16 protein-coding genes and 1 pseudogene are annotated in these 16,874 nt (G+C 72.8%); 10 read left to right on the forward strand and 7 right to left on the reverse strand.

The window, feature by feature from the left end; all coding sequences use genetic code 11:
* Positions 1-475: 475 nt before the first annotated feature.
* Both B6R96_RS34255 and B6R96_RS34260 read left to right on the forward strand, forming a co-directional pair.
* The gene (locus B6R96_RS34255) at positions 476-1,054 is read left to right on the forward strand and encodes an RNA polymerase sigma factor (protein WP_221511317.1); all 579 of its coding nucleotides are present in this window, start codon (positions 476-478) and stop codon (positions 1,052-1,054) included.
* A 911-nt stretch (positions 1,055-1,965) separates the two neighbouring features.
* A complete protein-coding gene (locus B6R96_RS34260) occupies positions 1,966-2,796 on the forward strand; it encodes an IclR family transcriptional regulator domain-containing protein (protein ID WP_237291726.1) in 831 nt (276 codons plus the stop codon).
* Between the two features lie 68 nt (positions 2,797-2,864).
* On the opposite strand, the gene B6R96_RS34265 is transcribed toward B6R96_RS34260, so the two are convergent.
* Together B6R96_RS34265 and B6R96_RS34270 are read right to left on the reverse strand one after the other, a co-directional pair.
* Entirely contained in the window at positions 2,865-3,524 is a 660-nt protein-coding gene (locus tag B6R96_RS34265) for an HAD family hydrolase (RefSeq protein WP_081524685.1), read from the reverse strand.
* A gap of 54 nt (positions 3,525-3,578) precedes the next feature.
* Positions 3,579-5,480 (reverse strand): annotated as a pseudogene (locus B6R96_RS34270) (alkyl/aryl-sulfatase).
* 242 nt (positions 5,481-5,722) lie between these two features.
* Here B6R96_RS34270 and B6R96_RS34275 point away from each other — a divergent pair.
* Complete coding sequence (locus B6R96_RS34275) at positions 5,723-6,562, forward strand: dienelactone hydrolase family protein (RefSeq protein WP_081524686.1); 840 nt, start codon at positions 5,723-5,725, stop codon at positions 6,560-6,562.
* Between the two features lie 376 nt (positions 6,563-6,938).
* Positions 6,939-7,727, forward strand: coding sequence for a class I SAM-dependent methyltransferase (locus B6R96_RS34280; RefSeq protein WP_053703633.1), 789 nt, complete (start codon positions 6,939-6,941; stop codon positions 7,725-7,727).
* 55 nt (positions 7,728-7,782) lie between these two features.
* On the opposite strand, the gene B6R96_RS34285 is transcribed toward B6R96_RS34280, so the two are convergent.
* From B6R96_RS34285 to B6R96_RS34295, 3 genes are all read right to left on the reverse strand, one after another.
* Entirely contained in the window at positions 7,783-8,676 is an 894-nt protein-coding gene (locus tag B6R96_RS34285; RefSeq protein WP_081524687.1) for a hypothetical protein, read from the reverse strand.
* Positions 8,673-9,011, reverse strand: a complete 339-nt coding sequence (locus B6R96_RS34290; RefSeq protein ID WP_081524688.1) for a PadR family transcriptional regulator — start codon at positions 9,009-9,011, stop codon at positions 8,673-8,675. Before B6R96_RS34290 ends, B6R96_RS34285 begins: the two co-directional genes overlap by 4 nt.
* Positions 9,012-9,140: 129 nt before the next feature.
* Positions 9,141-9,956 carry an NADPH-dependent F420 reductase gene (locus B6R96_RS34295; RefSeq protein WP_335755575.1) on the reverse strand — a complete coding sequence of 272 codons (816 nt, stop codon included), beginning with the start codon at positions 9,954-9,956 and terminating at the stop codon, positions 9,141-9,143.
* 80 nt (positions 9,957-10,036) lie between these two features.
* Here B6R96_RS34295 and B6R96_RS34300 point away from each other — a divergent pair, with 80 nt between their 5' ends.
* On the forward strand, positions 10,037-10,960 hold the full coding sequence (locus B6R96_RS34300) for a hypothetical protein (RefSeq protein ID WP_159396425.1): 924 nt from the start codon (positions 10,037-10,039) through the stop codon (positions 10,958-10,960).
* Positions 10,961-11,143: 183 nt separating this feature from the next.
* Here B6R96_RS34300 and B6R96_RS34305 read toward each other — a convergent pair whose 3' ends face one another.
* Positions 11,144-11,350, reverse strand: coding sequence for a cold-shock protein (locus tag B6R96_RS34305; protein WP_081524690.1), 207 nt, complete (start codon positions 11,348-11,350; stop codon positions 11,144-11,146).
* 362 nt (positions 11,351-11,712) lie between these two features.
* Entirely contained in the window at positions 11,713-12,429 is a 717-nt protein-coding gene (locus B6R96_RS34310) for a hypothetical protein (protein WP_030387664.1), read from the reverse strand.
* Positions 12,430-12,676: 247 nt separating this feature from the next.
* Here B6R96_RS34310 and B6R96_RS34315 point away from each other — a divergent pair, with 247 nt between their 5' ends.
* The 5 genes from B6R96_RS34315 to B6R96_RS34335 all read left to right on the forward strand — a co-directional run bounded on the left by B6R96_RS34315 (position 12,677) and on the right by B6R96_RS34335 (position 16,844).
* A complete protein-coding gene (locus tag B6R96_RS34315) occupies positions 12,677-13,555 on the forward strand; it encodes a CAP domain-containing protein (RefSeq protein WP_081524691.1) in 879 nt (292 codons plus the stop codon).
* 228 nt (positions 13,556-13,783) lie between these two features.
* Positions 13,784-14,356 (forward strand): hypothetical protein, encoded by a 573-nt coding sequence (locus tag B6R96_RS38365; protein WP_237291603.1) that lies wholly within the window; start codon positions 13,784-13,786, stop codon positions 14,354-14,356.
* Positions 14,357-14,689: 333 nt separating this feature from the next.
* Complete coding sequence (locus B6R96_RS34325; protein WP_053170869.1) at positions 14,690-15,442, forward strand: thioredoxin family protein; 753 nt, start codon at positions 14,690-14,692, stop codon at positions 15,440-15,442.
* Positions 15,439-16,074, forward strand: coding sequence for a TlpA family protein disulfide reductase (locus B6R96_RS34330; protein WP_081525397.1), 636 nt, complete (start codon positions 15,439-15,441; stop codon positions 16,072-16,074). Before B6R96_RS34325 ends, B6R96_RS34330 begins: the two co-directional genes overlap by 4 nt.
* Positions 16,071-16,844 carry a cytochrome c biogenesis CcdA family protein gene (locus B6R96_RS34335; protein ID WP_053170876.1) on the forward strand — a complete coding sequence of 258 codons (774 nt, stop codon included), beginning with the start codon at positions 16,071-16,073 and terminating at the stop codon, positions 16,842-16,844. Before B6R96_RS34330 ends, B6R96_RS34335 begins: the two co-directional genes overlap by 4 nt.
* The last annotated feature ends 30 nt before the right edge of the window (positions 16,845-16,874 follow it).

Genomic DNA, 16,874 nt, shown 5'->3' on the forward strand with positions numbered 1-16,874 from the left:
TCGGCGGAGGCCGGAGCCCCTCGGCCGGGGACCGGCCGGTCACGGCGCCCGGCGGGCACACAGGGGCGCGCACGGATGAGCCGGGGCGCGCACGGTGGCGTGTGCGCTTGCTCCGGAAGATTTCCGGGGACCGGCTTGCACGATCGGGCTCGTTTTCCGATGGGGTGGTGAATGGGAGCGCACAGTGCTCCGCGGCTGCCGGTCCGGGGGCGGGCAAGCCGGTTGTGCATGATCCATTTGGAAGGTTCCGCGCCGACGTGAATGTTGCCGAAACGGCCGCCCTCGCGCTGTTAGCCACCCCTGCCCGTTGTCTCGTCATCAATGTGTTCAGGGCGCCGATGCGCCTGCCGGGCGCGGGCGTACGGACGGGAACCGGCGGACCAGCCGCCGGCTCCCGCAGTGCCGTTCCCCGCGTTCGCCACCAAGAGGTCCCCGTCGCACCGGTGTGCGGCGAAGAACAGCCGTGGGGGAGCGTATGAGCGAAGGCGATTTCGATCCATCGGGGGACCAGGCGGTCTCCAGCGAACTGGCCGGCGTACTGCCGGTGGACTTCACCGCTTTCCACTCCCAGCAGCACCGCGCCTATCTGCGCTACGCCCACCTCCAGCTGGGCAATGCCAAGGACGCCGAGGAAGTCGTCGACGACGTGTTCACCTTCCTGCTGAAGGTGTGGCGCCAAGCCCTGAAGGAGGCGAGCCTGCACGGGTTCGCGTGGGCGGTGCTGCGCGAGCACGTGGAGCGCCGGCTGGCGGCGCTGGGCCGCCAGGTCGCGATGGTGGAGACCGCGTGGTTCGCCGCACTGCGCCGTTCTTCCAGAGAGCGGCTGGAAATGCTGGAGTCGAAGCTCGGCCTGTACGCGGCGATCGCGGGGCTGTCCGAGCGGCAGTACGACGTGGTGCTGCTGTCGTTCCTCCTCGGCAACGACTCCGAAACCGTCGCGCGGATGATGGGGATCACTCCCGCGACGGTCCGCTCGCACATCCGCGGCGCCCGCCGAACCCTGTCCCGCAAGCTCGGGGTGGACTGGATCCCCGGAGAGGAGAAGGACCAGTGAGCGACATGCCCCGCCACCGCGACATGCCGCTGTGCGAACTGGACGCGGCCCTGGAGGACGCGACGGTACTCGCGGAGGAGTACGCCGGATACGACGAGGGGGCGGCCCGCCGCCGGATCGCCCGCCGGATCGTCGCCGACCGCGCCCGCTCGGCAACCGGCACGACCGGCACAACCGGCACGATCAGCACGAGCGGCCCGCCCGGCGCCGCCGTTCCGCCGGCACGGGGGCCGGCCGTCTCCGCCCCGTCCTCGGCCGACGACCTCGTCCTGGACGCCGCCTGCCATGTGCGCGCCGCCCGTGGTCTGGACGACCTCACCTGGTGCCTCGTGGAGAGCCGGGCCTTCGCCGAACTCGCCCTCGACGCCGAGTCCTGGCCGCACGGCGTGGACTCGGCGCTGCTGTTCGGCTGCCTGCTCCACCTGGCCGACCGGATGGAGGGCGCACAGTTCTGGTTCCAGTACGCGGCCGGTGCGGGCTCGCGGACCGCCGCCCGCTGCCTCTACCTCCTCCACCTCGCCCGCGCCGAGGTCGCCACCGCCCGCTACTGGATGCGCCAGGCGCGGACCCTGCCCGCGGAGGAACACCTGCCGCCCCTGCCGCAGTTCCCCGAGAACCTCGAGGAGGCCCTCGGCGCCTCCGTCATCTGGACCTCCCCGCCCATCACCACCCAGGACCTCACCACCCTCACCACCGGTCCCGGACGGGCCGGCCGGACCCCGTGCCGACTGCCCGTACGCCTGCGCCAGGCGCTCACGGCCCGTCCGCGCAAGGAACACCCGGACCTGGGGGAGGTCTTCATCCCCGACCCGCAGGTGGCGGTCGCCGTCGCACGGAACGCCCGGCTCAACCCGCTGCACCTGACGGACCAGGCGAACGCATGGGCACTGGAAGCCCTGAAACAGCCGCACCTGACCCACGCCGCCCGAAAAACCCCCGAAGGACGCCCGGCGCCCGCCCCACTGGAATCCGTCCACCAGGCACTGCGGGTCCTGGAGGTCATCAACCGCTACTCGGGCGGCGTCAACCTGACACAGATCGCCCGTGAGACGGCGCTGCCCCAACTGGTCCTCGCCCGGGCGGTGGAGCAGTTGATCCGCGCGAACCTCGCCACCCCGATCGCACCGGACGCGTACGTCGCCGGCAACGCCCTCGTGCTGGCGGACTCGGCGACCGGAGAAGGACGCGGGCACCTGCGCGAGACCCTCGCCTGGGTGCGGGACGCCGTCGGAGCCGCCGTCTACGTCGCCCGCTACACCGACGGCGAGGTCTCCATCACCCAGTACGCCGACGGCCCGGCCACACCCGTGGTCGAGGAGTGGGTCGACTTCCGCGACGCCGCCCACGCCTCCGCGGTGGGCAAGGCGCTGCTGACCCAACTCGACTACGACGAACGGAAGGACCACCTGGCGCGCCACCGGCCGACCCGCTTCACCCCCCACACCCTCACCGGCCAGCAGGACCTCTTCCACCAGCTCGACCACCGCCCGCCGAACGCACCGCTCCTGGACCTCCAGGAGTACGCGATCGGCACGGTGTGCGCGGCGGTGCCGATCACCGCGGGCCCGAACGCCGAATGCGTGGCCCTGTCCATCCCGGTTCCCGACCCCGGAAGGCTGAAGCAGGCCGCCCGGATCCTGCAGAGCGAGGCGGCCGCGGTCTTACTCGCTCTGATCGTCGCCGGCAGCACGCCGGCCACGGCCCGCCGAACGGAGGACACGCTCCTGTCGCCCACGGCGTAGCCCGGCCACCGTACGGGACGGGCCCGCCGCACCCCCGGGGGTGCGGCGGGCCCGTCGGCCGGGTGCTGTCAGACCCCGACGCCCGCCGTGATGAGGCGGGGCAGTTCACGCATGTCGTGGAAGACGACGGTGCCGGTGCCTTCGAGGCGTTCGGCGGGCGTCAGGCCCCCCGCATAGCCGAACACGCGCATGCCGGCGGCGCGGGCGGCCTCGACCCCGGGGCGGCTGTCCTCGACGACCGCGCAGGCCGCCGGGTCCACGCCCATCCGCTGCGCCGCGTACAGGAACAGGTCCGGGGCCGGCTTGCCGTACCGGACCTCGGTGGCGCTGTAGATGCGGCCCTCGAAGTGCTCGTAGAGGCCGGTGCGGCCGAGGGTGTGGCGCATCTTCTCGTGCGAGCCGCTGGAGGCGACGCAGGTCGGCAGGGTGATCGCGCCGAGCGCCTCGGGCAGCCCGTCGACGGCCGACAACCCGGTGTCCACCGCCGCACGGTGGCGTTCCTCGAAGAGCCGGTGCCAGATGTCGGCCGCCTCGTCACCGACCCGTGCCACGATGTCCTCGCGGATGGAGGCGGTGGAGCGCCCGATGAACCGCTCCATGACCTCGACCTCGGTGAGCGGCCAGCCCAGCTCCGCTCCCAGCGCGACCTGGATGGGCACCGCGATGCGTTCGCTGTCGACCAGCACTCCGTCGCAGTCGAATATGACGAGTTCAATCGGCTTGATCATTCCCGCAGCATAGAGGCCGCCGGTCACAGCCCGTGGGCACGGGGTGGCCGTTCGTCAGGGGGTGACGATGGCGAAGTCCGGGTCGGGTGAGTCGAGGTACGCGAAGAGTTCGGCGACGAGCGCGGGATCGCCGTCGAGGGACACGCCCTCGCGCCGCGCGAGCTCGTCCGGGGCCACGGCGCCGAGCAACAGTGCGCGCAGGAGCGGTTCGTCGAGCACGACCACGGCATGCGGGCGGCCGGCCGCGGGATTGTCCCCCCGGACGCCGGTCAGTACGCCGTTGCCCAGGCGCAGCGTCAGCGGCTCGGAGCCGGGCAGGACGAACCGGACGACGACGTCCGCGTCCCATGCCCGGGGGCCGTCGATCCGCACGGCGAGGGAGTCCACCAACTGCTCCAGGCTCAGGGCGGCGATCACGTCCGGGGACGCGGCGGTGGCCGGCGTCCCGACGCTGGTGCCGCGCAGTTCCTGGGCGCCGGTGAGGTAGAAGTTCCGCCACGTGCCGTTCTCGGCGCCGTAGCCGAGCTGCTCCAGGGCGTCGGCCTGGAGTTCTCGCGCCTGCGCGTTGGAGGGGTCGGCGAAGACGACGTGGTCGACCACCTGGGCCACCCAGCGGTAGTCGCCCTGCTCGAAGGAGGTGCGGGCGCGGCGCAGGACCTGTGCCGCGCCGCCCATGAACTCGACGTAGCGGCGGGCGGATTCCTCCGGCGGGTGCTGCCACAGCAGCGCCGGGTTCCCCTCGAACCAGCCCATGTACCGCTGATAGACGGCCTTGACGTTGTGGCTGACCGATCCGTAGTAGCCGTGCGTGTGCCAGGCGGCCTCCAGCGCCGGCGGCATGCGCAGCGTCTCGGCGATCTCGGCGCCGGTGTACCCCTGGTTGAGCAGCCGCAGGGTCTGATCGTGCAGGTACGCTTACAGGTCGCGCTGCTCGGCCAGGTACGACATGGCCCGCTCGCGGCCCCGGACCGGCCAGTGGTGGGAGGCGAAGACCACGTCGCACTTGTCGCCGAACAGGGCGATGGACTCGGTGAGGTACGCGGCCCAGGCGCGCGGGTCGCGTACCAGGGCGCCGCGCAGCGTCAGCAGGTTGTGGAGGGTGTGGGTGGCGTTCTCCGCCATGCACAGCGCCCTGTGGTCGGGCAGCAGCAGGTTGAACTCCGCGGGCGCCTCGGTGCCCGGGGTGAGCTGGAAGACCATGCGCACGCCGTCGACGGTCTCCTCCTGCCCGGTGCGGGTGATGTCGAGGGTCGGCCGGATCAGCGTCACCCGGCCGGTGGAGGTGGTCTGGCCCAGGCCCGCGCCGACCTGGCCGCGCGGGCCCTTGGGCAGGCCGGCCCCGTACATGTAGCCGGCCCGGCGGGCCATCGCGGTGCCGGCGTAGACGTTCTCGCTGACCGCGTGCTCGACGCAGCCCTGCGGTGCCAGGACCGGGACCCGGCCCGCGTCGACGTCGGCCTGCGAGGTGACCCCCTTGACGCCGCCGAAGTGGTCGGCGTGGCTGTGGGTGTAGAGGACGCCCGTGACCGGCCGGTCCCCGCGGTGGGCCCGGTACAGGGCGAGGGCCGCGGCCGCCGTCTCCTCGCTGATCAGCGGGTCGATCACGACGACGCCCCGGTCGCCCTCGACGAGCGTCATGTTCGACAGGTCCAGCCCGCGCACCTGGTACACGCCGTCCACGACGTGGAAGAGGCCCTGGAGGGCGCCGAGACGGCTCTGTCGCCACAGACTGGGGTGGACGGTGTCGGGGCGGTCCCCGTTGAGGAAGGCGTAGGCGTCGCCGTCCCACACGACGCGCCCGTCCTCGGCCCTGATCACACAGGGCTCCAGGGCGGCGACGAAGCCGTGGGTGGCGTCGTCGAAGTCGGTGCGGTTCGCGAAGGCCTCGCTGCCGGCGGCCACGCGGTGAGCGTTGCCGATCGCTTCGGAGGCGTCGCGTCCGGGGCCGTCGGTCATCGTGTGGGCCTCCTCGGGCGTTCCCGGACCGGCCCGGCCGGCCGGGCACCACCGCTCTCTCCATGCCAGCCTCGCCCCGCCGCACCCCGGCCGCCCGGCACGCTCGGCCGTCCGGGTGGCACGTCCGGGTGGCAGGGGCCGCCGGCGAACCGGCTCACGACCCCTTGACCGCGAGGCGGCGCAGGCACTACCTATCGGTAGCTCGATGTCGCCCGAGAGGGCCGCCGGAAGGAGCCGGGCGCGTGGCAGACCACGACCTGAGCGGGTTCGAGAAGAGCACATTCACCCATGACGGCGCCACCCGCCGGATCCTGCGCCGGGGCACGGGTCCCGCCGTGATCGTCATGGCCGAGATCCCGGGCATCACCCCCAAGGTCATCGAGTTCGCCGAGCACGTGGCGGCGGCCGGCTGCACGGCCGTGCTCCCCGTGCTCTTCGGCGAACCCGGCCGCGACCCCCACCCCGGCGCCGTCGGGTGGCCGAGCGCCGGCCGCTACATGGCGTCGTCGCTGTGGCAGGTGTGCGTGAGCCGGGAGTTCACGCTGCTCGCCACGGGGCGCGGTTCGCGCGTCGTACGGTGGCTGCGCGCCCTGGCCGCCGCCGAGCACGCGCGCTGCGGCGGGCCGGGGGTCGGCGCCGTCGGCATGTGCCTGACGGGCGGATTCGCCCTGGCCATGGCCACGGACGAGCGCCTCCTCGCACCCGTGCTGTCCCAGCCGTCGCTCCCACTGGCCTGCACCCCGGGCCGGGCCGGCGCCATCGACATCAGCTCCGAGGACCTCGCGGTCGTCCGCGGCCGCTGCGAGCGCGAAGGGCTCCAAGTGCTGGGGCTGCGCTTCCGGGGCGACCGGCTCTCACCCGGCGACCGCTTCGCGTACCTCCGGCGCGAACTCGGCGACGCCTTCGTCGCCGTGGAGCTGGACGACGGCGTGGCGAACCCGCAGGGCGCTCTCGCGCCGCACTCCGTCCTGACGGAACACCTCATCGACGAACCCGGACAGCCCACCCGGCAGGCGCTCGACACGGTCCTCGAGCTGTTCCGCACCCGGCTGCTCGGGGAAGGACCCGCGGCCGCCGGGTGACGGCGCTTTCGGGCTCAGTCCCGTTCCCCGGTGACGGAGAAGCGGATCTGCGGTTCGAGGGGGGACCCCGAGCCGACGGTCGTGCGTAGGTTCGTCGTCTCCTCATGCCGTCATCGCGGGCGCGACTGACGACAGGTCATGCTCCGGGCGCGTTGCATGGACCAGTCGGGCATACGGTGGCAATCTGGTCAATATCACCACAACTCACATACTCGCGAACTCTCCGTACGCCGCGTGGCGCCTTCTGCTTCCCGGAACACTCCAGTGGTTTGTATATGTCGGTCACCGACGTATGGTGGGGCTTGAAGATCCATCCCGGCGGCAGTCGCTCCTGCCCGCCGTCGGGGAGTCACGTTGTGATGGAGACGGAGTGCCCATGGCCACCAGGAAGAACCTCACCGCGAACCGGGAATCCCTCGTCCACAAGGTCCGCTACGCCGCGAGCCGCCCGAACCGCATCGCCCCCTACCTCAAGCGGGCCGCCCGCGACCGGTGGCTGGCCTTCAAGCACCCCGACCACGTCAGCTACTACCGGGCCGTGATGGCCTCGGACACCCGCCGCAACCCCGAGGCCGCGGTCGGCAGCCAGACCCACGAACGCTGGCTCGCCCTCGGGCAGATGCAGTTCGACTACCTGATCGGGCACGGCCTGAAGCCCGGGGCGCGCATGCTGGACATCGGCTGCGGCAACCTCCGTGCCGGCTGGCGCTTCATCGACTACCTCGACGCCGGCCACTACTACGGCATCGACATCTCGCCCGACATCCTCATCGCCGCCAAGCGGACCCTGACCGAGCGCGGCCTCCAGGCCAAGGTCCCGCACCTGACCATCACCAAGAACCTGACGCTGGACTTCCTTCCGGACGGCTACTTCGACGTCGTCCACGCCCACAGCGTCTTCTCGCATTCACCGATCGACGTCATCGAGGAGTGCTTCGCCCACGTGGGCCGGGTGCTCGCGCCAGGCGGGCACTTCGATTTCACCTTCGACCGCACCACCGGCGCCGAACACCAGGTGCTGCGCGAGGACTTCTACTACCGCACCCAGACGCTCGTCGACCTCGCCGCCGCGCACGGGCTGTCCGCACGTTTCATGGACGACTGGGAGGAGCTGGGCCACGGTCAGTCCAAGATCCGCATCACCGCCGCCGGGGCACAGGTCTGACCCCGTAGACCGGTCACCGGTCACCGGTCACCGGTCGCCGACCACGGCCACCGGCTCAGGCGCGGCCGGCCGTGCTCGCGCGCCTACGGCGCCGCAGGCGAACGGCCAGTGCCGTGCCCGCGAGCAGGGCCAGGCACGGGAGCGCGGTGTCCTCGCCCACCACCCCCGCGAAGTAGCCCGTGACCAGGAACGGGGCCGAGGCGAGGGCGAACCGGCCGGTGGTGCGGACGCCGGACAGGGCCGGGCGGCCCGCCAGGGCCAGGGCGGCCAGCACGGTCACGGCGAAGCGCCACAGCACGATCATGCCGATCCCGCCCGCATCGAGCAGGGCCAGCAGCACCACGGACAGCGGCGTCCAGAGCAGCAGCGCCAGCAGCCCCGCGGTGGTCCGGATCCGGCCGGGCGGGTGCAGGTCCGGAGGGCAGAGCAGGGGGAGGACGGCGATCACGAGCGGCGGCAGCAGGTGGGCCAGGTGCTCCAGCGGCATGTCCAGGGCGCCCGGCAGCCCCGCGATGACGAGGCAGGCCGCGGTCCCGGCGGCCCCGGCGAAGGCGGTCCGCGCGCCGACGGCGAAGCGCCCGGCCAGCGCCACCACGGCACCGATGAGGGTCAGCGCGGAGAAGGCGTTGATCGCGTAGCCGAGCGGAGTCCCGAAATCGGGGCGACCGGTGACGTACGCACGGTTGAGGGTCGAGGCGAGCAGGAAGGCGGCGTACGCGCCCGCCGCGGCCAGCGCGAAGGGCGCCGCCGCCGCGAACAGGCGCCCGCCGCGCTGCGCGGAGGCGATGCCCAGCCGAAGGCGCAGCGCGTGCGCCACGATGTCCCCGGCCTCCCGCAGCCGGGTGACCGGGCCGGCATTCTCGGTCGCCAGGCGGTGGGCCTCCACTATCTCGTCGCCGAAGGCGCTGCGGAAAGCGGCGGGATAGAGGCGCAGCAGACGAGGATTCACGCCGTGGCCGTCCCGCCGGAGATGCCGAGGCGGCGTGCGGCCTCCCGCGCGGTGGCGGCGATCCGCTGAGCCTCGGCGGCCAGGCTCTGCCGGCCCTCGGCGGTGAGGCTGTAGGTGCGCCGCAGCCGGCTGTCGACGATCTGCTCCTCGTGGACCTCGATCAGCCCCTGACCCAGCAGCCGTTCCAGGGCCCCGTACAGGGTGCCGGTGCGCATCGTGACGCGTCCGCCCGAGATCAGCTCCACCTCGCGGGCGATCGCGTACCCGTGGCGGGGCTCGTCCGCCAGCGCGGTCAGGAGGAGGAGGGTCGGTTCCTGCATCGCACGATCGCTCATGCCTGCATGGTAGGTCACCCACCGGCATATGACGTCGGGCCGGAGGGGCGCGCGCCGGAGCCCCGCGGCACCGGCGCGCGCCGTCCCTTCGACCGTTCGTCCGTCCGCGGGTTCGCGCGGTCGGCGGTGTCAGCCGCGGAAGGCCTCCGGCCGGACCGGAGAGGCCTCCGCGAGGGCCTTGGTGACGGCGTCGACGCCTTCCCGCAGCCCGTACACGGGGGTGTCGGGCTGCTGGCGCCAGGAATCGTCGAGGCCGCCCGCGTCGACCGAGTCGAAGCCGAGCTCCTCGATGAGGGCGCGGACCGTCTTCTTCGCGGCCGGGTCGTCACCCGCGACGGGCAGCGCCATCCGGTCGGCGGCGCCCGCCGGGCGGTGCCGGTCGAGGATGTCCTGCGCGTAGGTGCCGTTGAAGGCCTTGATCACGGGGTGTCCGAGCTGTCGCTCGGTCCAGCGGCTCTCGGTGAGGCCCTCGTCCTCGACGCCGGCGATCCGGCCGTCGCGCTGGCGCGGGTAGTAGTTGTTGGTGTCGATGACGACGAAGCCCTCCGCGGCCCCGTCGAACAGGCCCGCGGGCAGGTCCGGCACGTTCTTGAAGGGGATCGTGACCACGACCAGCTCGGCGCCGCGCGCGGCTTCCGTCACCGTGACGGCGGTGGCGCCGGTCTCCTCGGCCAGAGCGGTCAGGGTCTCGGGACCGCGCGAGTTGGCCACGGAGACCTCGTGCCCGAGCGCCGTGAGCCGACGGGTGAGATTGCCGCCGATGTTGCCCGCGCCGATGATGCCGATCTTCATGAGCTCTCCAGTGCATCCGGGTTCAGTGTCGTGCCGGCACCAACCCCCGCCCGGGCCGCGACATTCCGCCCCGCACGGCGCGTCCCCCGGACGGGCGATGCGATCGAGCCGCCGCCCGGAGGGCCGACCGCCCGGCGGCCCCGCTCCTGACAGGACCGATCCGCCGCCGGTGCGAGGTTTCGGCCATTTCGACGAGCCGCTCGGCCATCCGTGGTGCCGTCAGCCGTAACGGTGTGACCAGTCGGCACAGCAAGACGCGCCGGCCGCCAGGCCCGGACCTCTACCCCGTTGTGCCTGCCGGACGCCCCTACCGCCCCAGCACCGCAACCGGCCTCCGGGTCGGGCATGCGCCGCGGGAGTGGCTCTGTGGCATGCTCTCGTCGATGATCACGAATCCATTCACAGCTCCGCCGCGCCGTCGTGGCATGGCCCATGTCCTCGTTGCCACGGTGGTGGGTGTGACGTTGATGGCGGGCTGCGGCAGTGGATCCGGTAGCGCGTCGGATTCCCGGGCCGCGGTCCCGCCGGCTGCGCAGACCGGCTCCAAAGTTCCGGAGGACCAGGCGTTCGATCCGGAGAAGGCCCTGGCGGCAGGTCCCGAGGAGCCGTACGCGGCGAGCGTGGAGATCATCACCGAGAGGCCCGGTAAGCCTCCGCTGACGATGACCGGCAGGGCCAATCTGAACGGCCCCTTCACCGGCCACCTGCAGATGAAGTCCTCCGCCGCTGAGACGGAATCGATCACGACCGTCGATTCCAACTACGTCCGCGGCATCGATCCGACGGCTGACGCCGCGTGGACGAAGAGTCCGCGGACCGAGAGTTCCGGCCTGGCCGACTACGACGGATACGCCAGGTTGCTCCTGGGCAGTGGCGCCGCATCACGCAAGGGGATGGAGTACCAGGGGAACGTGGCTGCTTTCCACCTCTCCGGACATCTGTCGATCGAGCAGATCGCCTCCGTCGATGCGAACACCCACGACTTCATGAGGACCAAGGGTGTCACCGGCTTCGACTGCGACCAGTGGATCGACAGCCAGGGCCGTACCGTCCGCTTCGAACAGCGCTTCGGCCTCACAAGCGCGACGGCCACCAACAAGGCCGCCTTCAGCGATTTCGGTGCCCCCGAGACGTTCTCCGCCCCCACCGGGGGCTGAGCTCGCTTTCGAAGGCGGCAGGCTGCCCCGCCGGGACTCCGGGCCGCTCGGTCCCGAAGAGCGCGACTCTGCCCCTGCGCGGATCGGGCCGTGACGCGGGGGACCGTACGTCCTCGTGCAGGAGCCCCCGCCGGGTGTCCGGCGGGGGCTCCTGTCGTAGGTGGTGCGGGGTGCGGCGCCGGGTCAGCCGATCGGTACGACCTGTTCGGCCTGCGGTCCCTTGGGGCCCTGGGTGACGTCGTACTCGACCTTGGCGCCCTCGGCGAGTTCCTTGAAACCGGTGGTCTGGATGGCGGAGAAGTGGACGAACACGTCGGGTCCGCCGTCGTCCTGCTGGATGAAGCCGAACCCCTTCTCCGAGTTGAACCACTTCACAATGCCTGTTGCCATCGGTGTTCCTTGTCGACGTGCCGCACGGGCCGCGCGGGTGCGGCCGGTCTGCATTGTGACCACCAGCACCACGGATCACACACCGCCGTCCGGGCGGCCCGAGGCGGAACGCCGCCGTCTGCACTGCCTGCGCCCAGCGACCGCCGAACTCCAGCCGGAAGCCGGAAGCCGCCACCCCCTCCTCCGGCGGAGGGGTGGCGGGCTCGCGGCCGCCCCCCGGCCGGCCATGCGGGCAGTGCAGCAGCCCCCGAACCCTCACGTTCGCCTTCGGCACACGCGCCGGTTTCCGCCCCGTTCCGCCGGCCTGCCCCGCACTCGCGTGGCCCGCGGTCACCCCGGGGTGAGCGGGGGACACCCGCGGTTCAGGAGATCGCGTACCACTGGCTGGCCCAGCCGGTGTTGATGGTGCTCGTGGACTGCTCGGCGAGGTTCAGGGTGGGCGGCAGCGAGGTCTGACCGGTCAGCAGGGTGCTGTACCGCAGGTTCGGCGGCGTCAGACCGGCGTTGACCGAGATCCCGGCGCCCGTGGACTTCAGGGTGAGGCCGTTGGTGGCCCAATTGCCGTTGAGCAGGAGCGCGATGAAGTACGTCCCGGGGGCGGCGGTGAACGGTTTGGCGAGGGCGAAGGGCTTGGCGATCGCATCGGTCATCAGCTGCGGCGAGATGTCCGCGGTGGTCGCGACGAGGGCGCCCTTGGCGTCGTACACCCCGAGGTAGCAGTTGGCGAGCTGCGCGTTCGGGTCGATGCCGGCCAGGCCCAGCCAGACGTTCGACCAGGTGATCTGCTCGCGCAGGACGATCCGTACCAGGGTGACCCGGCCGCCCACCCCGGCCGCCGACTGGGCCGTGACGTGCCCCGCGTCATTGGGGTCCCCGGTCCACGCCAGCAGGTTCTGGTCCTGCGGCCGGGGCCCGTCGAAGCCGGCCCCTCCGCCGCTCGGCGGGGGCACGGAAGCGGAGGCCGCGGAACTCACCGCCGCGGGCCGGCCCTCTCCCGGCGTGCTGCAGCCGGCGAGGACGAGCAGCGCCGCGAGCGCGGTCACGAGACCGGTCGTGGCGGTGGTGGTGCGGGTGCGCATGGTCCCCCCATGAGGTGCGGATCTGTCGAGGCACATGATCACACGACCGCCGTGCGCAACCGGCCGCCCGCCCTGCCGGACGTGCGCAAGCACGTTGGTGCGGTATGGCCCGGATCGTCCCTGTGCCGACCCTGCGGGCTTCCTTAAGGGAACCTGAAGTACCCCTCGGGCGCGCCGTTTTTGCTGATCACCACCCTAGGCTCGGTCGCACCCCACCCCCCTTTCCCTCTGTGAGGTGCTACCAGGCATGAGCAGCCGAACTCCCGGAACGCCGTCCCGCGTCGAGGCGCGGCGGAAGAAGACGGTGCGCACGCGCATCGTGCTGTCCCTCACCGCGGCCGCGGCGGTGGTGGCGGTCGGCGTCGCCGTTGCCGACTCCGACGGCGGTACGCAGGTGGACCAGCGGGCCGACGGCGCCACCGGGTCGAAGTCCGGGACGCCGGCCCCCACGGGCTCGGCCGGGTCGGCCGACCCCGCCTCTCCCGGCCCGGAGATCACCGCCGAGGCCGCGGCCGCGACGGGCTCCCCCCTGCCGCCCGAGACCCCCGCCGCCGGCGGTACGGAGTCCGCGGCTCCGGAGAAGAGCGCGACGGACGGCGGGGCTCCGGCCAAGTCGACCCCGGCGAGCAAGCCCCCGCGTACGTCCGGCGGGTCCACCGGCGGCGGTTCGGGCTCCTCGGGCGGTTCCGGAGGTTCGTCCGGCGGGTCCACGGGCGGCTCGCCCGGCGGTTCCGGTTCCGGCAGTTCCTCCGAGTCGGCGGTCCTCGCCCTGGTCAACAAGGAGCGGTCCGCGGCCGGCTGCGGACCCGTGACCATGAACGCCAAGCTGAGCGCCGCGGCACGCGGGTACAGCGACACCATGGCCCGCAGCGGCGTCATGTCCCACACCGGACCCGACGGGTCCACCATGACCACCCGCGTGGAGGCCGCCGGATACGCGTGGTCCCGCCTGGGCGAGAACATAGCCCGCGGGCAGTCGGACGCCGACGCGGTGATGAAGGCGTGGATGAACAGCTCCGGCCACCGGGCCAACATCCTCAACTGCGACTTCAAGGAGATCGGCATAGGTTTCCACAAGGGCGACGGCGGCCCCTGGTGGACGCAGAACTTCGGGGCGCCGAGGTAGCCGGCCCCGCCGAACACCGGCACCGGCACCGGCAGCCGCCGTAGAGCGCCACCGCGCCGCGCACACGCCACGCCGTGCCCGCGCCACGCCGCGCACGTCCTCCGACCCTCGCCCGGGTCAGGAGGACGTCCGTGTTTGTGCCCGTGTGTACGCCCCTGGCACCCCGCGGGCGTCGCCGTGCGGGGGAGGAGGTGACACGCGGCCCGGCCGGTCGGACACTATGGGGCCGTGCCCCGATTTCCGCGCTACCTGTTCATATGGCTGTCGTGCACGGCCACCAGCGTGACCGCCGTGCTCGCCACGGTCCAGTTCGTGGTCGGCTCCACCAGCCATACGCCCCCGGTGGCCCGGTCCGCCCCCCTGGTCTTCGACTCCCCGCCGGCGTGGCCGGCCGTGCAGGGCCCGTCGCCGTCCCCGTCCCCGTCCCCGTCCGCGTCCGCGTCCCCGAGCCCCTCGCCGAGCGCGTCCTCCGACCGGCCGACCCCCGCGGCCTCCTCCTCCCCGCCCGCGAAGGCGACGGGAGCCGCCCGGACCACCGCGCCCAAGCCCGACGTCGACTGCGAGACCGGCGGACCCGGCCTGCACACCGTCCCCTCGCAGGGGGGCAAGGTCACCGTGCGGTACGGCAGCCGCGGCGTGTGCCTGATCTCCGCCGTCCCCGGCCGAGGCTTCAAGACCACCACGTCCCAGACCGACGACGACACCCTGACGGTCACGTTCAGCGGTGCGAACCACCGGTCCGTCATCACCGCGACGATCGTCCCGATGGCCAAGGCCAGCGTCCGCGAGTCCTCGTTCTGACGGCGGCACCACCCGGGCGTTCCCGCTTCGCCCCGTGCGCACCACTCCACACCTCCCGGGCTCCTTCAGGGGGTTTGCCTCCCTGTATGCGCTCATCGGACAGGTCCCGGCGAAGCGGAAGGTGAGCTCTTCCTTAGGGGAACCTCAAGATCGCTCCCAGGCGGTTCCGACAGCCCGGCGCGGTCCTATGCTCACCTCAGCCGAGCGGCCTTCGGCGCCCGGGCAGTGCGCCCCGGCGAACCGCAGGACCGCCGGCTTCACCGAATCGGGGGGCCCGCCGCCCTTCCCGCAGCTCTCACCGTGCCTTGGGGTGCCTTCGCCATGACTTCTCGCATGCTCCGACCCGTTCGTACCGGCCGCCACGCGCAGCCCCGCTCCGCCCCGTTCCTGAAGGCGCGACTGCCGCTCGTCACCGCGGCCGTGGTCGCAGCGGGCCTGTGCGCCGCCTGCGGGTCGTCGTCCACCCAGAGCGTCGGCTCCGTCTCGCAGGCCTCCTCCGGACTGCCCACCCAGGCCCTCGAACCGGCCGCGCCGTCGGCCTCCGCGTCCACCGAGGCCTCGCCGAGCGCGTCGGCCTCGCCGTCCGCGTCCGCGAGCGCGGCGCCCAGCTCCTCGCCGACCCCCTCCCGGGCCCGCAGCAGCTCGGCCGCCCCCAAGCCGGCCCGTACGTCCGCCGCGCCCGCGCCGGCCCGGATCCCCGGCCCCGGCTACGACAGTTCGGCCGACGCGCAGAAGCTGATCGACGCGGCCCTGAGCGCGGCCAAGGCCGACGGGCGGATGGTCCTGCTCGACTTCGGGGCCAACTGGTGCGGCAACTGCAAGGCCGCCGACAAGGTGTTCGCCCAGTCGCAGACCGCGGCGATCCTCGGAGCCTCGTACCACCTCGTCAAGATCGACATCGGTGGCAACAGCTCTGCCAACTCCGCGCTCCTGCGCAAGTACAGCCCCTCGGGCGGCAGCTACAAGATGCCCGTCCTGATCGTCGTCGACCCGTCCGGCAAGGTGCGCACCGACACCCACGCCACCGGCAACCCCGCCCTGACCGCGGAGGGGATCAACGCCTTCCTGCGCAAGTGGGCGTCGTGAGAGCACGCGGCCCGCGCCGGGCCGGGGTGCGTACCGCGGCCCTGGCAGGGGCCGGCCTCGCCGCAGCCGCGGCCGGCTGCGTCTTCGCCGCCCTGGGCACGGTCGCCGCCGACGGCAGCCGGGCGGAGGCGGCGGCCGGGCCGGCGACCGCGGTCCGGGCCGCGGCGGAGGCGACGGTCATCGAGCCCGCCGCCCGGCCGGCCGCCCCCGAACTGTCCGGCGAGGACCTGGACGGGAAGCCGCTCACAACGGCCTACCTGCGGGGGCACGTCGTGGTCCTCAACGTCTGGGGTTCCTGGTGCGCCCCCTGCCGGGCCGAGGCCGACGACCTGGACCGGCTCGACCGGCAGACCCGGGACGCCGGGGTCCGCTTCCTCGGGATCAACACCCGAGACCCGGACCGCGCGGCGGCGCGCTCCTTCGTCCGCGCGCACGGCCTCGGATTCCCCAGCCTCCACGACCCCACCGGTGCGCTCCTGCTCCGCTTCCCTCCCGCGCTGCTCAACCCGCAGGCCATCCCCTCGACCCTCGTGATCGACCGCCGCGGCCGCATCGCCGTCAGCATCGGCGGCGCGGTCACCGAGGACGAACTGCGGCCCCTGCTCACCCGCGTGATGGAGGAAGCGCCGTGACCGCGGGCGCGGTGCTCGCCGCCGACACCCCGGCCCTCCTCCACGGAGCCCTGGCCATCGCCGCCCCGGTGGCGTTCCTGGCCGGGCTCGTCTCCTTCCTCTCGCCGTGCGTACTGCCGCTCGTACCGGGCTACCTCAGCTACGTGACCAGCCTGTCCGTCTCCGACCTGGCCGAGGCGAGCGGCGGGCGCCGCAGCCGGATGGCGGCCGGCGCGCTGCTGTTCGTCCTCGGCTTCACGGCGGTCCTCGTCTCCGGCGGCGCCCTGTTCGGGTACTTCGGCCGCACCCTGCTGGCCCACCAGGAGGTGGTCACCCGGGTGCTCGGAGTCTTCACCGTCCTGATGGGGCTGTCCTTCATGGGCCTCCTGCCGGGATTCACGCAGCGGGAGTTCCGCAGCCACCGGCGTCCCGTGCTCGGGCTGGCCGGAGCCCCGCTGCTCGGCGCGGTGTTCGCGGTCGGCTGGACCCCGTGCATCGGCCCGACACTGGCCGCCGTACAGGCCCTGGCCTGGAGCGAGGCCAGCGCGGCCCGAGGGGCCCTGCTGATGGCCGCGTACTGTCTGGGCCTCGGACTTCCCTTCGTCCTGGCCGCGCTGGCCTTCCGACGGGCCCTCGGCGCGTTCGGCCTCGTCAAGCGGCACTACGCGTGGGTCCTGCGGATCGGCGGCGGCCTGCTCGTGCTCGTCGGCGTGCTGCTGGCCACCGGCGTGTGGAACGACCTGGTGTACCGGCTGCAGTTGTGGAGCGCGGACTTCACCACCGCGGTGTGAGCGCCCGGACCCGGAGCCCGGCGAACCGTT

Origin of the sequence: Streptomyces sp. Sge12 (genome assembly GCF_002080455.1) — a bacterium.
Classification (GTDB): domain Bacteria; phylum Actinomycetota; class Actinomycetes; order Streptomycetales; family Streptomycetaceae; genus Streptomyces.

Excerpts from the sequence above, each read along its gene's own strand:
- B6R96_RS34255 (WP_221511317.1), top strand. The coding sequence starts at position 476 with ATGAGCGAAGGCGATTTCGATCCATCGGGGGACCAGGCGGTCTCCAGC.
- B6R96_RS34265 (WP_081524685.1), bottom strand. The coding sequence starts at position 3,524 with ATGATCAAGCCGATTGAACTCGTCATATTCGACTGCGACGGAGTGCTG.
- B6R96_RS34280 (WP_053703633.1), top strand. The coding sequence starts at position 6,939 with ATGGCCACCAGGAAGAACCTCACCGCGAACCGGGAATCCCTCGTCCAC.
- B6R96_RS34290 (WP_081524688.1), bottom strand. The coding sequence starts at position 9,011 with ATGAGCGATCGTGCGATGCAGGAACCGACCCTCCTCCTCCTGACCGCG.
- B6R96_RS34305 (WP_081524690.1), bottom strand. The coding sequence starts at position 11,350 with ATGGCAACAGGCATTGTGAAGTGGTTCAACTCGGAGAAGGGGTTCGGC.
- B6R96_RS34310 (WP_030387664.1), bottom strand. The coding sequence starts at position 12,429 with ATGCGCACCCGCACCACCACCGCCACGACCGGTCTCGTGACCGCGCTC.
- B6R96_RS34315 (WP_081524691.1), top strand. The coding sequence starts at position 12,677 with ATGAGCAGCCGAACTCCCGGAACGCCGTCCCGCGTCGAGGCGCGGCGG.
- B6R96_RS34325 (WP_053170869.1), top strand. The coding sequence starts at position 14,690 with ATGCTCCGACCCGTTCGTACCGGCCGCCACGCGCAGCCCCGCTCCGCC.